Raw genomic sequence first — 18,544 nt, 5'->3', positions numbered from 1 at the left:
GATGGCGCGCCGCAATCAGGAGTTCCAGACCATCCGTTCCGAGGGCGGCCTGCTGCCCGCGGATCTGCTGCGTCGCGTTCTGGATCGCAGCTCGAATCTCGCCGGCACCCGGCCTGAGGACTATGGCCTGCCGGCCGGGGAACGGCTGAACGAGGTCATCACCCAATCGTGGAACCGCCTGCGCAAGCACTGGGCGGAGTTCCGTGAGACGGCGGCGAACCTGCCCGAAACCGAAGCGGGCACGGGTCTTACCAACGACCGCTGGAACCTTCCACTGCTGCGCGAACTGGGCTTCGGACTGCTGCCGAGCAGCGCTGGTCCAGAAATCGGTGGGCGCACCTACGCCATCAGCCGCTTCTTCGGGCCGGTGCCCGTGCACCTGATCGGCTGCCATCTCTCGCTGGATCGCCGCGCTGCCGGCCAGCGCGGGGCGGCGGCTGCCAATCCGCACGGCCTGGTGCAGGAATTTCTCAACCGCAGCGATGCGCACCTTTGGGCGCTCTTGTCGAACGGCTTGCGTCTGCGCATTCTGCGGGACAACCAAGCCCTGTCGCGCCAGTCCTTCCTCGAGTTCGACCTCGAAGCGATGATGAGCGGCGAGGTCTACTCCGACTTCGTACTTCTCTGGCTGGTAGCGCACGCCACCCGTTTCGCGCCCAGAGAGGGCGACCGCCCCGAGACCTGCTGGCTTGAGCAGTGGACCCAGGAGGCCGAGGAACAGGGCGCCCGGGCATTGGGCGAACTGCGCCGCGGCGTCGAGCAGGCGCTCGCCATCCTCGGCGAGGGGTTCACGAGCCATCCAAGAAACGCCGCGTTGCGCGATGCCCTGCGGTCCAGTGCGTTGTCGCCGACCGATTTACACGCCCAGCTCCTGCGCCTGGTCTACCGACTGATCTTCCTGTTCGTCGCCGAGGATCGCTCGCTCGAGGGCCAGCCCCTGATTCACCCCTTGGATGACTCCGATGCGGCGCGAGCTGCCCGCGAGCGCTACGCCGCACACTACGGCACTGGCCGATTGCGCGAGATGGCAGGCAAGATCAAGGGCAGCCGGCATGGGGACCTCTGGCGCCAATTCCAGATCCTGGTCCGGGCACTTTCGGGAGAGCCCGAATCCGAGACCATCCGGCAGGCGCTCGCTCTGCCGGCGCTCGGTAGCTTCCTTTGGGACACGGCTTCGACGCCCGACCTCAACAATGCCGAGCTGACCAACTTCGATTTGCTGGAGGCCCTGCGCCATCTCGCCTTCACCCGCCAGGGCAAGGTGCTGCGCCCGGTGGACTACAAGAACCTGGGCGCGGAGGAGCTGGGCGGCGTTTACGAGAGCCTGCTGGGGCTGACCCCCCAGGTGAGCGGCGATGGCGCGCGCTTTACCTTCGCCGAGTTTGCCGGCAACGAGCGCAAGACCTCCGGTTCCTACTACACACCGGATTCTCTGGTGCAGTGCTTGCTGGACTCCGCCTTGGACCCGGTCGTCGAGGAGGCCATCAAGGGCAAGCCGCCGGCCGACGCGGAGCAGGCCATCCTCGCGCTCAAGGTCTGTGACCCCGCGGTCGGTTCCGGCCACTTCCTGGTCGGCGCGGCGCACCGGCTCGCGCGGCACCTCGCGAGAGTCCGGGCGCTAGCCGAGGGTGAAAGCGAACCTTCGCCGCTCCTCTATCAGCACGCGCTGCGCGACATCATCGGTCGCTGCCTCTACGGCGTGGATGTGAACCCTATGGCCGCAGAGCTCTGTCGGGTCAGTCTGTGGCTGGAGGCGCTGGAACCGGGCAAGCCGCTGTCTTTCCTCGACCACCACATCCGCGTGGGCAACAGCCTGCTCGGAACCACGCCGGAGCTGATCGCAGGTGGTCTGCCGGACGACGCCTTCAAGCCCATCGAGGGCGACGAGCGCGAGGTCTGTACACAATATAAGCGTCAGAACAAGCGTGAGCGCGAACATGGCGATCGTGGTTTTTTACTGCAGGTTGCCGAACCAGCGGCCGAGTACGAGACGCTCATCTCACGCAGCCAGGGGATCGACAAGGCGCCAGATGACAACCTTGAAGCGATCGCCCGAAAGGCAGATCAGTTTCGAAGGCTCGTGGTCTCGCCTGAGTACCGCCATCAGCAAGCCATCGCCGATACTTGGTGTGCAGCCTTCGTCTGGCCGAAGCGAGCCGATGCCCCGGCGCCGATCACGACGGACACCATCCGGCGCCTGGAAGAAGATGCCGAGGCACTCCATGCCGACCAGCGTAAGGAACTGGACCGGCTGACACATCGGTACCAGTTTTTTCATTGGCAGCTCGCTTTCCCTGAGGCCTTCGCTCAGGGAGGCTTTGATTGCGTGCTGGGCAACCCCCCCTGGGAGCGCGTGAAGCTACAGGAGAAGGAGTGGTTCGCCGAGCGCAGCCCCGAGATCGCCAACGCCCCCAATGCCGCTGCCCGCAAGCGCCTGATTGCGGCCCTGACGCGCGAAGACCCGGAGCTCCACCGACGTTTCGTGGCCGCCTCGCGCAAGGCCGAGGGCGAGAGCCATCTGCTGCGCTCGAGCGGCCGGTACCCCCTGTGCGGCCGCGGCGACATTAACGTCTACACCGTTTTCGCCGAGGGCATGCGCACCGTGCTCAACGAGACGGGCCGCGTCGGCGCCGTGTTACCGACTGGCATCGCGACCGATGACACTACCAAACTGTTCTTCCAGGACATAGTGGAGACAAAGTCACTCGTCAGCCTGTTTAGCTTCGAAAACGAAGAGTTCGTATTCCCTGAAGTCCATCACGCTACTCGGTTTTGCCTTTTCACGATAGGCGGCGGAGCGTATCCGATTAGCAGTGAATCTGATTTTGTATTCTTTGCCCGAAGCATTGAGCACCTTCGCGACCCCGAGCGGCGTTTCACACTGTCGCCCGAGGACATCGCGCTCCTGAACCCCAACACCCGAACCTGCCCCATCTTCCGCTTCCGCAAGGACGCGGAGCTCACCAAGGCCACCTTCCGCCGCGTGCCGGTGCTGATCCGCGAGGCCCGTGACGGCGAGCCTGAGGAGAACCCCTGGGGCATCAAGTTCAGCACTATGTTCCACATGTCCAACGACTCGCACCTGTTCCGAACCTGCGAACAGCTGCAGGCGGAGGGCTGGCGCCTGGATGGCAACGTGTTCCGCAAGGATGGGAAGGCGTGTCTGCCGCTGTATGAGGCGAAGATGATTCACCACTTCGACCACAGGTGGGGAACATACGATGGTCAATCCGAGGCGCAGGCAAACCAAGGGAAACTTCCCGAGTTTGACAGCTCGATGCATGCGGATCCGACTCTCGTGCCGCTTCCCCGTTATTGGGTGGATGATGCGGAAGTTGCACGAGCGTTTCAGCGTGAGACCGCCCGCGGCTGGCAAATCGGATTCCGGGATGTTACAGGCGCCACCGTCCTAAGAACGGTAATTGCCACCCTGATACCCGGGGTAGCAGCCAACCACAAGACGCCACTGATTCTGATCGATTCATCAGATCATGCGATTGGCTTAGTGGCCACCTTGACTTCATTTGCGCTGGACTACAATGCGCGGCAGAAGCTTGGGGGAACTTCACTCACTTACTTTTACTTCAAGCAATTTGCAGTCCTTGCGCCCGAGTTCCTTCACTATCCGTTTTCGTGGTCGGAAACAGCGACATCCGGAGTCGCTTGGTTGGTTCCACGCAGTCTTGAACTAAGCTACACGTCGTGGGACCTTCAAGGTGTTGCCCGAGATTGCGGCTGGGACGGCCCTCCCTTCCGCTGGGACGAGGAGCGCCGTTTCCTGATCCGCTGCGAGCTGGATGCCGCCTTCTTCCACCTCTACCTGCCCGCCGACGAGACCGGCGACTGGCGCCCGGCGCGCAAGGCGGACGGCTGCCCCCACGACGAGACGCCTGAGCAGCTCGAGGAACTGCAGCGCCATTTCCCAACGCCGCGCGACGCCGTTGACTACATCATGGACACCTTCCCGATCGTCCGCCGCAAGGATGAGGAGGCGTGCGGTGAGTACCACACCAAACGGGTAATCCTCGAAATCTACGATGCCATGCAGGCGGCGATTCGAACCGGCCAACCGTACGAGACGCGTCTTGACCCGCTGCCGGGACCGCCATTGGATACCGATGGCAACTTCGTGAGCTATGCGGACATCGCCGACAACCCGCCGCCGCATATCCATCCGCCGCGTGACGTCGAGCGACCGATCGCTGCTGACTTCGATGATCTGGCGGACGGCATCTGGGCACGGCCCATGACGGATCAGCGCGCCGAGACGGGTGTGCAGCTTGCAGCCATTCTGAAGGCGATGTCCCAACCGCTGCCGGCTCGCCAGGTCCGGCTCGCCGCACTCTTGGCACTGGAGCCGCGCCTGTTGCTTCTGCACCTGGATGATGCAGAAGCGGCTGGCTGGCGAAGACTGATTGGTGCTGAGTCCAACCCAATACCTCAGGGTATTTCAGCCTTTGTCGCGCGGAATGATCAAGCCTGGGGCGCGGCGGTGCATAACCTGCGCGCCAACGGTCATCTAATCGAAGATGTCCAAGCGGGCACCTGGGCACCGGGTGCGAATCTGGAGCGGTTTCCAACGTCCGGTTGGCCCGATGGCCGGGCAAGGATGGTGCTAGACGTATTGCAGCGTCATGCTGCGGATACGGTCGTCACTGCGCTGCCAGATGATCTAAGAGACTGGGTTAACGATGTCGCGGCAGCGTGAGTTCTTTCGACAGGAGCTGCACGTCCGGCCGCCACCGGACATGTCAGGTCCCCGCTTATGGGTGCGCCGCCTCGTTATCTGGAAGGAACCCGGCGGAGAGATTGTCAGGGACATTGAACTCCGTCCCGGACTCAACATCATCTGGACGCCCGACGACCAAGGCATCGGGCATGGCGGCGGCAAGACCCTGTTCTGTCGCCTGTTGCGCTACTGCCTGGGCGAGGACCGTTACGCACCGGAAGACCAGCGCAGCAGAATCGGCGAGGTCTTCCCGGATGGCCTAGTCGGCGCGGAGATGATGCTCGACGGCACCTGCTGGGCCATTGTCCGACCGTTGGGCAGTCGACGCCGGCATCTGGCGGTTCCGGATGGCAAGCTAGACGAGCTTGCGGCGGGTGAAGCGGCATCGACGGGAATCGAACCTTTTCTGGATGCCGTCGAGAAAACCATTCTTACATCAGAGTTGACCAACCTGGTCCCCGGCCATCGACTGAAGCACAGGAGCTGGCCCATTGCTCTCGCCTTGCTGGCCCGGGATCAGGAATGCCGCTTCGATCATGTCCTGGACTGGCGATCGACGGCGTCGAATTCCGACTCGCCGGCCCGCGGACTCAACCAGACCGAAAAACTGGACGCCTTACGGGCGTTTTTGCGGGCAATTACGCCGGAGGAGCAGGCCAAGCGAAGGGAAATCGCCACGCTCGACGAAGAAAAGCGCGCCATTGAGCAGGAGATCGGACATCGGCGCTGGGAAATCTGCCGAATCAAGGCGCGACTGCTTGCCGAGCTGGAGGTTCCGGAGGACGCCCTCACCGAAGGGGGGATGGCGATTAGCGTGCTACGCCAGGCCGCGCAGGCACGACTCGCAAAGGCGGCCGGACTTCCCGTGAACGAAGGCGCTTCCGAGATCGAAGTGGCACGGGAGGAATACGAGGCGGCCCGCGCCGAGGTGGTAGAGCTCGACCGGAAGATTGGCATCCTCGAGGCCGATATCCCAAACAGCGAGCGGATTATCGCCAAGATCAACGGAGAGTACCCGGGTCTGTCCTACGCCTTTCAGGAGGCCGAGAGCTTCCCTTGCCCCATCTGCGAAGTTCCCGTGGATCGGGTCTTGGCCACCCAATGCAAACTTTCCCACAAGCTCCCGGATGTGGAAGTGTGCCGGCAGCGGCTGGATAAGAACCGACAGGAGCTGGCCGAGGAGACCGAACGCCTAGATAAGGCGAAAGCTGAGCGGACCCAAGCGAACCAACAGCTTGCCATCGCGCGACAGCGCGAGGCTCGCCGGCAAGAGCGCTTCAGGCAATTGGAGGCTGCGCGCAACGCGCGGGAATCCGCTTGGTATTCCGCCAAACGATTGGCCGACGACGTCGAGCGCCTCGCCGACCTGATGGGGCAGCAGCAGGCGGCGGAAAGCGCACTGCACGAACGTGCCACAACCATAGAGCAGGAGCGGGCCCGCCTGGGCGCTTTTCTGGATCAACAGACGCAGGTCTTCGCTCACCTCAGCCAGAAATTCGATCCCATCATCCGTCGACTGGTCGGCCAGGATGCGTCGGGCACTGTCACTCTGACCGGCAACGGACTAAATCTGACCGTGCAGATGGGTGGAAATCGGTCGACGTCGGCGATCGAGTCACTGAAAGTGATCGCCTTCGACCTTGCCGCTCTCTGTCTTAGCATTGAGGGCGCGACACGCGCCCCCGCCTTCCTGGTACACGATAGTCCGCGCGAAGCTGACCTCGGATTGCCCTTGTATCATGAAGTATTCCATCTCGCACGTGGGTTGGAAGAGATCGGCGGACAGCCGCTCTTCCAATATGTCGTGACTACCACCACCCGTCCGCCACCGGAATTGGCGAAGCAGCCCTGGCTACGCCTTACCCTCCGTGGTGCACCAGCGCGGGAGCGATTTCTGAAATACGATCTTTGAAATGTGAATTACCGAAAAATTGGCGGGAGATAGAAGATGCGGGCGGACGCGTTCCGATTAGAGGTTGTGCTGAGTGAAAAGCAGCAGTGGGTGGTGCCCGTCTATCAGCGGCACTATGAGTGGGAAACCAACGAAGACAAGCAAATTCCCAAGTTGTGGGAGGATTTGCGGGACAAAGCAGAAGAGCATCTCGACGGGCGCCGTGCGTACCCGCATTACTTCGGAGCAATTATTTACTCAGAGCCTTCGGGCCAGCCGTTCGGTACTGTACGCAAGCGCTATCTGGTAGACGGGCAGCAACGTATAACAACCTTCGAGCTGGTGCTCATCACGATGCGAGAAGTTGCCCGCGAGCGTGAATTGCCGCGGATTCAGGACGTCGTAGAAACGTATCTCTTCAACGAACTCGGTAAAGGCATGGCTGACCCCGAAAGGGAGCGGTACAAGCTTTGGCCTTCCGCCTATGACCGCCAGCTCTACCGTAACATCGTGGACAACCCTCGGAAGAGCATTCAAAAGCTCGAGAAGCAGTATTTTTATAAGAATGGGAATCTCATTAAAGGTCAGGCTCCGAACCTATTGAGAGCCTATTGGTTCCTGCATGAAGCCATCAATGAATTCATTGACGATCGCGTCAAGAATGATGGCTCGACGGCCGAGGATACGCTAGACGCCCTGTTATCAGGCTTCCTCTCCGGCTTCCAGGTTGTGATGATTCATCTCGACGAGAACGACGACGCGCAGGAGATATTTGCGTCGCTGAACGGCATGGCGAAACCGCTGTCGCCATTCGACCTCATTCGCAATGACGTCTTTCACCGTGCCCGCAAGACAGGTGAGGACGATGAGCAGCTGTTCGACGAACGCTGGAAGGAATTCGAGGGGCCTTTCTGGAGCGCACAGGTTCGGCAAGGTCGCTTCAAGCGAGCAAGGGCGGATCACCTGATTTCGCACGCCGTCGTGGCGGAAACGGCACGAGAGGTAAACACGGGCAAGATTGCGACTGAATACCAGCACTACGCACGCGAGAGGGGCTTCCCAACGGTAGGGGAAGAGCTTGACATCCTATTAGGTCACGCAAAGACCTACCGTGGGATGGAAGAGCTCTCCAATCCGGTAACGAATCGTCTAACTCAGGTATTGCGGTACTGGGACCTGTCTACATTTCACCCGGTAGTGCTCTGGATCAATGCGCAAGAAGTTGAAGACGAAGAGAAAGAAAGCCTGCTCAGGCTCCTCGAGAATTACGTTGTTCGACGCGAGTTGTGCGGTCTGACGACAAAGAACTACAACAAGGTCGCGATCATGATGATACGTAGCCTGAATGAAAATGGCGCGAACGTCGTTGCGTTCGCCGCAGACTTGGCTGCTCTGACTGGTGACGCGTCTAGAATGCCGAGCGACGGCCAGGTCTTGGAGGCTGCAACAACACGTGGGATCTACGGAAGCATCCCCGCAGCAAGACTACGTTACATCTTACAGCAGCTCGAATACGCCAAGCGGACGAAGTTTGATGAGACGACGCTCGATACGAGCAATCTGACGATCGAGCACGTTATGCCGCAGAAGTGGGCGGAACATTGGCCGCTGCCAAATGGAGCAGTGGCGCCATGCGAGTCGACGTTTCAAGCCACCCTGAACGGGAATATCTTGGATGACGAGACAAAGTCGCAGATGGAGGCCCGGCAGCAAGGAGTTAATACGCTTGGAAACCTGACTTTAGTGACCGAGGCTTTGAATCCCAGTCTTAGCAATGGTGCTTGGGCCCAAAAGCGTGCGCGGCTCGGAAAATCGCTACTCGTCCTTAACCGGGAGGTGGCTGAGGCTGATGTGTGGGACGAGCAGCATATTCATGAGCGTTCATCGGATTTGGGGGCGCTCGTCAACACGATTTGGCCTGCGTCGCTGTAGCCGGTAATCGGGCGTTATGGATTTTTACGAAATCAGGGCCCTATAAGCTGGGCTATCGCCTTGTCCGCCTCTTCCTCGGGCGTCACGTTTCGGCTGCCCAGCTGCCTGGGCTTCGGGAGCGTGCCATCGCGCCGCAGGCGCCAGGTCGTCATTTCGGAGCAGCCGCCGAGTTTCTCCTTGAGCTGCTTGTCGGTAATCAGTCGTTTCATCATTGGTCTCCTGTGCTATCGCGACCTCACTTGTGGAGATGGTATTGAGATCGCTGGCGATGGCTGCAGAAAACCAATGCAACCCGCGTCGTGGTTTCCAGCCGGCTGAATCTGCTGAAGTAACTGATCACTCGGCACCGTTGCTCCCCGATTCCATCGTGGCCGCGGACTTGGCGACCGCGTCCAGGTAATCAGCCCACCACTGCATCATCCGTGTCCGCTCTTCGAAGCGGTCGCCGCGGTCGTAGGCGCCCTTGACCTTGTTCTGCTCGGTGTGGGCCAGCGCGCGTTCGACGGCGTCGACGGACCACATGCGGTGCTTCTTGCCGTCGACCTCGATGACGGCCTCATTCAGGATCGTCGAGGCGAGGGCGCGGAAGCCGTGGACGGTGGTGCGTTTGTGGAAGCCCATCCGATACACGGCGAAGATCATGGTGTTCTGGCTCGCCGGCTTGTCCTCGAGGCGACCGGGCATCAGCCACTGCGAATGGCCCGAGACCTTGTGCAATTCCTCGAGCGTGGCGAGCGCTTGCTGTGACAGGGGCACGCGGTGTGTGTACCTGCCGGTCTCTGGGGTACGGTCAAAAAAATATTATTGCCCCAAAAACAAAAGACTAGATCTACGTAACGGTTACAACAAAGCAAAAGGGTTGGCAGATCCCGGTCGAAATGCGTGTCGTCGCGCAGGTGCATCCGGTCGACGCGCCGCGCGTCGTCGCCTCGGTCGGCGATCTGCAACGCGTGGAAGACAACATCATCACGCCGGCGATCCGAGACATCCTGCGCTCGATCGGTGGCCAGCCCGAACGCCGCGCGCTGGATTTCATCGAAAAGCGCGACGAGATCACCGCGCTCGTCGAGCAGGCGATCGCGATCGAGGGCCAGAAGGCCGGCGTGACCATCCAGGAAGTGCGCATGGGCGAGCCGGCGATTCCGCCGGAACTGATGGTCGCGCGGCTGCGCGAACAGCTCGCGACCCAGTTGCGCGCGACCTACGAGCAGGAACGCAACGCGCAGACCGAACGCATCAAGGTCGAGCGCGAACGCGCCGCGGCCGATCAGCAGCCGACCCTGGTCGCGGCCGAGATCGCCAAGGCCGCCGCCGAGCATCGCAAGGAACAGCTGCGTCTCGAGGGCGAGGGCGAGAAGCTCAAGCAGATCGAGATTGCCAAGGGCCAGGAGGCGCAGGCGCAGGTGCTCGGCAAGGACCGCACGCTGCAACTGCAGGCGCTGGAAAAGATCCTCGCCGCGTCGCAGAACAACCCGGACATCATCAAGGTGCCGACCGTGCAGGTGCAGGGTACGGGCGCGGGCTACGAGGGTGCGGCCGCGGTGCTGGGTGCGTCGAACATCATCCAGATGCTGCGCGGCATCGAGGCCAGCGAAGCGCGCAAGCCGCGCGAACCATAGCGGATGATGCGGAATCGCGTAGCCAGACTCGCACGGCGGGCGGCGAACAAGTCGACCAAGAACACCCGAACATGTTTGAAAAGCTAAGGGAAGCTGGTTTCGAGGTGCTCCAGTTGCACCACGCGGAGGCCATCCTCAAACACGATATGGAATCGGCTGCGGCAGAGATCGAGTCTGTGCTGCTCGGTGCGAAACTGCCGGCCGAGGAACTGGTGCGCGGTGGCGGCGGCGAGGGCGAACTCACGCAGCGGTTGCGCCGTGCGTTCGCCGATCTCGGATGGAACAAACACTGTTTTGAGATCAAGAAAACCGTCGATGGCGTGGAGAAGGAGTCCATCTCGCACGAGATTGATCACGTCAAATCGTTCGACAACGGCACGTTCGCGCTGGAGATCGAATGGAACAACAAGGATCCGTTTTTCGATCGAGACCTGGAGAACTTCAAGCGCCTGCATGCAGACGGCGTGATCTCGATCGGCGGCATCATTACACGCGGTTCGACGCTACAGGATTCGCTGTCGGAGATTGTTGCTTCATTCGCACGTGCAAACCAAGTCAACTCGTTAGAGAAGGCGCGCGAGTACTATTCGCCCACTGAACGTCAACGTGGCAATATCGAGCGGGCCACGGGTTCCAAGGGCTCATTCGAAGATGGGTGGGCGCATGCGTTTGTGTCTGACAAGTTTGGCCAGGCGACAACGCATTGGAGAAAACTTGAGGATCGCGTCAAGCGCGGCGTGGGCAACCCTTGCCCGCTACTGCTGATCGGCATTCCGAAGAATATCGTGACTCTGAAGGTGTGTTAATGGTTGGCAAGGTCTACAACATTGCTGAGCCGAACCCGGCGGATGATCTGGTCGACAAGGTCGCTGGGCGGTTTTCGACCATCCTCGCCGACCCACCCTGGCAGTTCCAGAACCGTACGGGAAAGATGGCGCCCGAGCACCGACGGCTGCTGCGTTACCCGACCATGGAACTGAAGGAGATTCTGGAGCTGCCGGTCTCGAAACTCGCGGCCGCGAAATCCCATCTGTATCTTTGGGTGCCGAACGCGCTGCTGCAGGAAGGATTGCGGGTCATGGAAGCCTGGGGCTTTACCTACAAATCGAACCTGGTCTGGTACAAGATTCGCAAGGATGGCGGGCCAGACGGTCGTGGTGTGGGCTTCTACTTTCGCAACGTGACCGAGCTCGTACTTTTTGGGGTGCGCGGCAGCATGCGTACGCTTGCGCCCGGTAGAACGCAGGTCAACCTGCTGTCCACGCGCAAGCGCGAACATTCGAGAAAGCCGGACGAGATCTACGACCTCGTCGAGGCCTGTTCACCCGGACCGTATCTGGAACTGTTCGCCAGATTCAAACGCCCGGGCTGGCGGCAATGGGGCAACGAGGATGTCGAAGAGAATTCGTATCATGGCGTTGCGCGTCGCAAGGGCCATAAAGACCCACAGCTGCGCCTACTGGAACCGCCCGCCGGCTATCGAGCCAAGCGCTGAAATTCTGTCCTTAGGCACGGCGCGGCCCGCGCCTGCCGACGCATCGCTTCCGGCTTCAGAACACCTCGATTTCGATCAGCTCGATCGGCGCGCTGCCGTCATTGCGCACGGTCAGTTCCTCGGCCGTGTCCACCCAGCGGAAGTCGCCGGGTTCAAAATCCCATAGTGTTGTCGGTCCGCCGTCGCGCTGTTCGCTACTGCGCCCGGAGCTGACGGCAACGATCGCGGTGCCGGCGGGCCGCGTGAATGCCTCGGCCGACTCGCCGGGATCGAGTTTCAACCGGTACATGCGCCCGCGGGCGGATTCGATCGCGAGTTCGAACGGCGGAAAGCGGCCCTCGGGCTCGCCGCGATCGGTCGCTGGCGGCACCATCAGTTCGAGCGCGCTGACATGGACCGCCGCATCCGCGCCCGCTCCGACGCGGTGGATGTAGCCTCCCAGCGGTGCCGGTATGAAATAGGCGGCGCCCACCGGCGTCGGGCTGGTTGTCGGTTTGCCGCCATACGCCTCGTTGGTGACCGCCGCATTCGCGAAGAAGACGAAGAACGCGTCGAACTGGTGCTCATGGAATTTCGTGAGCCGGCCCCTGGGAATGCGCGCCTCGACCAACCGAACCCGGCCGTTGTCGAACCGGATCTTGTGGTCGGGTTCGGCCGTGATCGGAACCACGTCGGGCGGTAGCGGTTCGGCGCGCAGTGGCGGCGCCGGTGCCACGCAAGCGAAGAGAAACAGGGATACGCCGACGACTCGGCGACCAAAACTGAGAACGGGGTTGCGCACGGCCTGACCTCACGAACGGACATCAGGAAACCAATCACACAGGGCCGAGGGACATTGCCGCGGCAATTCCGCGGCCGGGAGAGCCCGAGCCCGCTGGAGATAGCAAGTATAGAAGCGCCCGACTGGCGCTGCTTAGGGAGGCTCTGATCAATCCATCCCGGATTGCCCGAGCTTTGAGCCCGAAAAAGCGCGATTTTTCGTTTTCTTTCATTTTCAACGTGTTACACCCGTTGAAAATGGCGGCACGTCCATGTGTCGCGGGAAACTCTGACAATTCAGAGTTTCCTCAGCCGTTTGGTGCGCAAGCTCGCCGTCGGCGCGTCCATACCAGCCCGCCGAGCAGGGACGCCAGCAGCGCAAGCCCGCCGATGCCCAGTGCCGGGATGTCCGTCGCCCCCTCGACCGCCAGCAGGGTGAACGCGAAGCTCAGCGATTCGCTCGGGCCCCAGCGGTAGTTGTCGCCCGGGGCCGTGGTGCCGTAGACGGAGGTCGGGCGTGAGCGTCCGGCCGCATCGTCCAGTGCGACGGACCAGACCCAGTCCTTGTCGCTCGCCGGCACGTCATTCGCGAGCACCAGCCAGTAACTGCCGCGCGGCAGGCTCAGGCCGATCGGCATGCGGTACTCATAGACGCTGAGCGCGCCGCCCTGAAGGCCGACCGGACCGCTGCGGGTGACCGGCCCGGAGATGTCCGCGACCAGCACACCGGGCACACCGGGAATGCCGGGCGACCGTTGTGTATCCGTGTAGATTCGCGCCGTGAAGCTGTCGGGCGCGGGCACGTTGTCGGTGTAGCCGCCGTAGAACACGAGCTGGCCGAACTGCGCGAAGCTGTTGACCTTGAAGTTGTCGCCGAGCGTCTGTACGCCGGTGAGGCAGTACCAGCAGGTGAGGTCGGCGGGGAACAGGGTGCCGGGGGTGGGGTCGAACGGCTGGCCGATGCCTTCGTTGCCATTGTCGGCGAGCATCACCGTCTCCTCGGCGATGTTGTCCGCGAGTTCGCTGTCGAGCTGGTCCGAAAATGCGATCGCCGCGTTGTCGAAGTCGAAGTTCGCGTTCGCGGCGATGTTCAGGGTCACCGCGCACATCGTCGGCGTCGCGACCGCCAGGGCGCCGATGGTCCAGGTCAGAAGCCCGTCGCCGTCCGGCCCCCCGGTGGCGCAGGTGTCGCTGACCCAGCTCACCGCCGCGGGCAGTCTGTCGACGACCGTCACCCCGCTGGCCGCGGCCGGGCCGGCGTTGTTCACGGTCAGCGTGTAGACCACGTTGTTGCCGGGCGCCTGAACGCCTGCGGGTGCGGCGGATTTGGTGACCGACAGATCGACGAGGCTCGCCGGCATCACGCCGCTGACGCCGACCAGCAGGAAGCGCACCTCGACCGGCACCGGCACGAACGGCGGGTTCGCCGGCAGCGTGCCGGTCATGTCGATGAACATCACGCCGCTGGCGCCGACGGCCGTCGCCTTCGGGATCACCACACCGTCCACGTAGGCATTGCCCGTCGCGGCGAGCGAGTTCTGCACCACGGACGCACCCGACAGCACCAGGCCGCTCACCGGCACGGTCAGCGCGCCCCCGAAGAAGCCGGCCTCGAGGTCCACATCCAAGGTCAGCGCGCCGGTGGCCGTGGTGTAGGTCCCGCCGTTGACGGCCGTGACCGACAGCGTGGTCGGCCCGATGCCCTGGCCATAGGCCGTGCCCGCAAGCGACCAGCCGGTCACGAGCGGCCCGCCGCCCGCGCCGAGCACGCCGTCATCGATGCTGACCGTGCCGACGCCGAACGAGATCAGGTTGGCCTCGACGCCGGCCGCGTCCTGCGGCAGGGTCGCCACATCCGGAATACCGAACGGCTGCTCGCCCGCGACGTAGCTCCAGGCGCCGAGGTAGTTCGGGTCCGAGCCGATGACGAAGGTCGGCGCCACGCCATGCACATCAGCGCCGTCGTTCAGCGTGCCGGCGGTCGCCGGGCCGGGGTACGAATAAAGCACGGCCGGATCGCCGCCGAGCAGCATGAAATCCGTGCCGTGGGCGACCGAGCCCCACGCCAGCGCAGCGGCCGCGACAACGGAAAGGTGTCTTTTCTGCATTGCGTCAACAACTTGTGTGGCTGGCCGTTACAGAACAGTATAGAACCAATCGAAAAATGCCCCGCGGCGCGATGGAGGGGTGGCAGAAATCGCAACTTGCCGGGTCACGTCGATTGCCCGTACAGCGGGTTGCCCGGCCTCGCGCTGTGTCCGGCTGAAGGGGGGCCGCCGGAACCGCCCGGCTCATGCAGATCGGCCCCGGAATCTCGGCGCATTTGATTGCCTCAGACCATGACGATTCGGCTCGAACCACTCAAACACGAAGTCTCGGACGGGCATTCGACCAGGCGATGCCGGATCCAGCGACTGCATGTCGACGGTTCACATGAAGAATCCGAGATCTGGTTTCAACTCGACAGCTCGGTTCCGCTGCCGGACGAAGACGATTGTGACGCCTATGTGCTGGCCGTGGTGATGGACGCCATGAGGGAAAACAGGACCATCGAGGTCAAAGGCAGCGTATCAAAGCAGCTTCTGAGCAATCTGGTCGAGTTTCAGGCGGCATGGAACCGATGGAAGCCGGACACCTATGGCTGCGTCGAGATCAATGTGGCGATCGAGCGACACCCCGCTGCGAGCGTCCCGGGGGCGATCTGCGCATTTTCCGGTGGTGTTGATGCGACCTTCTCAGTGTGGCGGCACTCGCAATCGAAAAACGGTCATCGATCCCAACAGATCAACCTATGCGCCATGGTGCACGGATTCGACATACCGCTTGCAGATCAGGCCGCGTTTGATGGCGCGAAGAGCAAGGCAGCAAGAACACTGCACGACGTTGGCATAGGACTGATGCAGATCCGAACCAACTACCGGGAAATCTCAAAGGTTCACTGGGCAGACTCGTTCTCCATAGCCCTTGTCTCAACGCTTGGCAACTTCAAGAGGCTGGCGGGTACATGCATCATCGGAAGTGGCCAACCCTACGAATCATTGCTTTTCCCGTGGGGCTCGTCTCCGATTACCGATCACCTGCTCGGATCAGGTGATTTTGTTGTCATGCACGATGGCGCGAGCCATAGTCGCACCGAAAAAGTGAAGGAGATCTCTGAATGGAAAATCGGAATGGAAAATCTGCGGGTCTGTTGGCAGGGCCGCTTGAAGGACAGAAACTGTGGGATATGCGAAAAGTGCGTTCGAACAAAACTGAATTTCCTGGCGTCTGGAACCGCAATACCGGCATGCTTTCCCGAAACGAACATTCTGGACGATCTGAAAACCATTGAGCTGAAAAACGACCATATACGCGTCGAGTGGTCAACGATTTACCGATATGCCGAGGATCACGGGGTGCAAGAACCCTGGGTGGGCAAGGTGAGGAGAATCGCACCCAAGCGTGTTGCACCCATACTTGACATCGTGTTTCCGAAGGGGAGCGTCCGACGCAAAATGGCGAAGTATCTCAAAACGAAACTCGGTCGGAGCTAGCTCTGTGGTATGTGAAAAATCACCAAAGCCCACGAAAATACGTGCTTTTCTGAAAACCTTGCTCAAAGCCCGCCGCATCCCGCATCCTGGCGCGCTCGGAATGTGGGACCCATGGCGAAATTGCGCACAGGGGGTGATATGACTGAACCGATGCCAAGTGGAATGTCGCCGGACGAGGAGCCGAACGCCGGGCTCGCGATCGGGTTCTGGGTGCTATGGATGTTTCTGTTGTTCATCACGCTGCTCGTTGTTGCGGGCAGCCTGGCCGGCCTGGAGGCCCTGTTCGACAGCGAACCGACGTGGGAAACGTGGTGGCTCGTCGGCGCAACCGCGCTGACCGACATCGCGCTCATCGTTGCCGTTGTCCAGTCCGCCCGCTACGGATTTTCCCAGCAGGGTCGAGGTCGCATTGGCAGCGGCCGCACCTGGTTCTATCTGGCCGCCCTGCCGCTGATCGTGGTGTTCCTGTGGTTTGGAAGCTGCGTCGTTCTCATGAGCGGCGGATGATTCACGCGGCATTCGATGTCCTGACGCTGGCCAGTGCCATCGTCGCTGGCTGGGCCGCGCGTCGTTATCTGTTTGCGCCCGGCGATGCCCGCCTGACCACCGAACAACGCTATGTCTACGCCGCCTGGGTCGTGCCGGGCCTGATCGTCGGCTCCCTGCTCGCCGGCAGCGGGAATCTGGCTCTCGGCGGAAACGATCACCTGTTCGGCAAGAGCGTGCTGGGTGGGCTCATCGGCGCGATCGTTGCGGCGGAGCTGTTCAAGGCGCGCCACGGCATTCGCGAATCCACCGGGCTGGTCTGGGTGCCGAGCCTTGCGGTGGGCATCATCATTGGGCGAATCGGCTGTTACCAGGCCGGGCTTGACGACTACACCTACGGAACGCCGAGCGACCTGCCCTGGGCGCACGATTTTGGCGACGGGATCGCGCGCCATCCGGTGCAGCTCTACGAGAGCATCGCAATGCTGTTGTTTCTCATGTTGTTCGTGCGCGGTGTCGCGCGGCGTGAACCTGTGTGGCTCGGGCAGGGGTTCTATCTGTTTGCGCTCTGGTATGCCGTGCAGCGTTTCGCGTGGGAGTTCCTGAAACCCTATGCCGGCGTGCTCGGACCACTGAACCTGTTCCATCTGCTGTGTCTGCTGCTTGCCGGCTATGCCATGGCGATGATGCGCGGGCGCGAACGTGTCCACGCGTAAGGCGCGCCCATACCTGTTCTACGGCCAGACGCAGTCGCTGTGTCCGGACTGCATGGCCGTGATCCCGGCGAAGATCGTCTTTCAGGACGACTGCGTCTGGTATCTCAAGCGGTGTGCCGAGCACGGCACCTCGCGTGTGCTGATATCGACTGACATCGACTACTACAAGCGCTGTCGCGAATACATCAAGCCCGGCGACCTGCCGGCGCTGTTCCATACGCGCATCGAGCGAGGCTGTCCGCATGACTGCGGACTGTGTCCGGATCACGAACAGCATTCGTGTCTGGCGATCTTCGACATCATCGACGAATGCAACCTGCGCTGCCCGGTGTGCTTTGCCGATTCCGGGCCGGGACATGGCGGCGCGCGAAGCATGGACGAGATCGAGTCGATGCTCGCGACCCTGCTTCGTACCGAACGCGAGCCGGATCTGGTGCAGGTCTCCGGCGGCGAGCCGACGCTGCATCCCCGGATCTTGGAGATTCTCCGGCGCCTGAAGGCCACCCCGATCCGGCATCTCATGTTGAACACGAATGGCCTGCGCATCGCGCGCGAACCAGAGTTCGTTGCGGAACTCGCAACGCTCAGGCCGGGGTTCGAGGTCTACCTCCAGTTTGATTCACTGCGTCCCGAGGCATTGCGCACCCTGCGCGCAGCCGATCTTGCCGAAGTACGCATGCAAGCCCTACGTAATCTTGAGGCCGCGAACATCTCGACCACGTTGGTGTGCGTCGTGCGCCGTGGCAGCAATGACGACGAGATGAACGAGCTGATCGCGTTCGCGCGCCAGTGGCGCTGCGTGCGCGGCATCACGTTCCAGCCCGTCGAAGACGCCGGGCGCAATACCGCCGGCGGACCGGAACAGCGAGTGACCGTCTCCGAGATTCGTCGCCGGATCATCGATGGCGACAATCCGTTTGCAGATCAGGACCTCGTGCCGCTGCCCTGTCATCCCGAGAACATCTGTGTGGCCTACGCCTACAGGGACGTCGACGAACTGATTCCCGTGACCCGGCACCTCCAGCGCGAGGACCTGCTGGCCGGCGCCGAGAACGCGATCACGTTCGAGACGAATCCGGAACTTCGCAAACAGTTTCTGCGAGTGTTTTCACTGGACGCCTGCGCCGACAAGGGTGCCGAAGAATTGCAGGGTCTGCTGTGTTGCCTGCCGCAGATCGACGCGCCGAACCTGACTTATGCGGATGTGTTTCGGATCGTGATCATGGGCTTCATGGACGCGCACGATTTCTGCATTAGCGCCATCAAGCGCTCCTGCGTGCACTTCGTTGAACCCGACGGCAAGGTCTATCCGTTCGAGACCTTCAATCTGATCTATCGCGATCGGCGCCGACGCGCACGCGCCGCATTGGCTGCTGGAATTTAA

The 18,544-nt window shown here is 61.8% G+C and carries 14 protein-coding genes; 10 read left to right on the top strand and 4 right to left on the bottom strand.

Annotated features, from left to right (window positions below; all coding sequences use genetic code 11):
• Window position 1 precedes the first annotated feature (1 nt).
• From KDG50_06365 to KDG50_06355, 3 genes are read left to right on the top strand one after another with little or no spacing between them, the layout of a single operon-like run.
• A complete protein-coding gene (locus KDG50_06365) occupies window positions 2-4,708 on the top strand; it encodes an N-6 DNA methylase (GenBank protein MCB1865036.1) in 4,707 nt (1,568 codons plus the stop codon).
• The gene (locus KDG50_06360; GenBank protein ID MCB1865035.1) at window positions 4,692-6,641 is read left to right on the top strand and encodes a hypothetical protein; all 1,950 of its coding nucleotides are present in this window, start codon (window positions 4,692-4,694) and stop codon (window positions 6,639-6,641) included. The genes KDG50_06365 and KDG50_06360 overlap by 17 nt, the downstream gene beginning before the upstream one ends.
• Window positions 6,642-6,677: 36 nt before the next feature.
• Window positions 6,678-8,552, top strand: a complete 1,875-nt coding sequence (locus tag KDG50_06355) for a DUF262 domain-containing protein (protein ID MCB1865034.1) — start codon at window positions 6,678-6,680, stop codon at window positions 8,550-8,552.
• Between the two features lie 32 nt (window positions 8,553-8,584).
• On the opposite strand, the gene KDG50_06350 is transcribed toward KDG50_06355, so the two are convergent.
• Together KDG50_06350 and KDG50_06345 are read right to left on the bottom strand one after the other, a co-directional pair.
• The gene (locus KDG50_06350; GenBank protein MCB1865033.1) at window positions 8,585-8,761 is read right to left on the bottom strand and encodes a hypothetical protein; all 177 of its coding nucleotides are present in this window, start codon (window positions 8,759-8,761) and stop codon (window positions 8,585-8,587) included.
• Between the two features lie 127 nt (window positions 8,762-8,888).
• Window positions 8,889-9,308 (bottom strand): hypothetical protein, encoded by a 420-nt coding sequence (locus KDG50_06345; GenBank protein MCB1865032.1) that lies wholly within the window; start codon window positions 9,306-9,308, stop codon window positions 8,889-8,891.
• Between the two features lie 122 nt (window positions 9,309-9,430).
• Between KDG50_06345 and KDG50_06340 the strand changes: the two genes are divergently transcribed.
• The 3 genes from KDG50_06340 (at window position 9,431) to KDG50_06330 (ending at window position 11,666) form a co-directional block, all read left to right on the top strand.
• Window positions 9,431-10,171 (top strand): hypothetical protein, encoded by a 741-nt coding sequence (locus KDG50_06340; protein MCB1865031.1) that lies wholly within the window; start codon window positions 9,431-9,433, stop codon window positions 10,169-10,171.
• A 71-nt stretch (window positions 10,172-10,242) separates the two neighbouring features.
• Window positions 10,243-10,977, top strand: a complete 735-nt coding sequence (locus tag KDG50_06335; GenBank protein ID MCB1865030.1) for a hypothetical protein — start codon at window positions 10,243-10,245, stop codon at window positions 10,975-10,977.
• The gene (locus tag KDG50_06330) at window positions 10,977-11,666 is read left to right on the top strand and encodes an S-adenosylmethionine-binding protein (GenBank protein MCB1865029.1); all 690 of its coding nucleotides are present in this window, start codon (window positions 10,977-10,979) and stop codon (window positions 11,664-11,666) included. Before KDG50_06335 ends, KDG50_06330 begins: the two co-directional genes overlap by 1 nt.
• A 55-nt stretch (window positions 11,667-11,721) precedes the next feature.
• On the opposite strand, the gene KDG50_06325 is transcribed toward KDG50_06330, so the two are convergent.
• Complete coding sequence (locus KDG50_06325) at window positions 11,722-12,447, bottom strand: hypothetical protein (GenBank protein ID MCB1865028.1); 726 nt, start codon at window positions 12,445-12,447, stop codon at window positions 11,722-11,724.
• 286 nt (window positions 12,448-12,733) lie between these two features.
• Window positions 12,734-14,533, bottom strand: a complete 1,800-nt coding sequence (locus tag KDG50_06320) for a DUF11 domain-containing protein (GenBank protein MCB1865027.1) — start codon at window positions 14,531-14,533, stop codon at window positions 12,734-12,736.
• Window positions 14,534-14,764: 231 nt separating this feature from the next.
• On the opposite strand from KDG50_06320, the gene KDG50_06315 reads away from it, so the two are divergent.
• The 4 genes from KDG50_06315 to KDG50_06300 all read left to right on the top strand — a co-directional run bounded on the left by KDG50_06315 (window position 14,765) and on the right by KDG50_06300 (window position 18,544).
• Entirely contained in the window at window positions 14,765-15,958 is a 1,194-nt protein-coding gene (locus KDG50_06315) for a hypothetical protein (GenBank protein MCB1865026.1), read from the top strand.
• A 138-nt stretch (window positions 15,959-16,096) separates the two neighbouring features.
• Complete coding sequence (locus tag KDG50_06310; GenBank protein MCB1865025.1) at window positions 16,097-16,465, top strand: hypothetical protein; 369 nt, start codon at window positions 16,097-16,099, stop codon at window positions 16,463-16,465.
• Window positions 16,462-17,160 (top strand): prolipoprotein diacylglyceryl transferase, encoded by a 699-nt coding sequence (locus tag KDG50_06305; protein MCB1865024.1) that lies wholly within the window; start codon window positions 16,462-16,464, stop codon window positions 17,158-17,160. Before KDG50_06310 ends, KDG50_06305 begins: the two co-directional genes overlap by 4 nt.
• Entirely contained in the window at window positions 17,147-18,544 is a 1,398-nt protein-coding gene (locus KDG50_06300) for a radical SAM protein (GenBank protein ID MCB1865023.1), read from the top strand. Before KDG50_06305 ends, KDG50_06300 begins: the two co-directional genes overlap by 14 nt.

This window comes from Chromatiales bacterium (assembly GCA_020445605.1).
In the GTDB taxonomy this organism is placed as follows: Bacteria; Pseudomonadota; Gammaproteobacteria; order JAGRGH01; family JAGRGH01; genus JAGRGH01.
The sequence above is the reverse complement of the archived record's forward strand: the minus strand, read 5'-3'. Positions and strand labels throughout refer to the sequence as shown.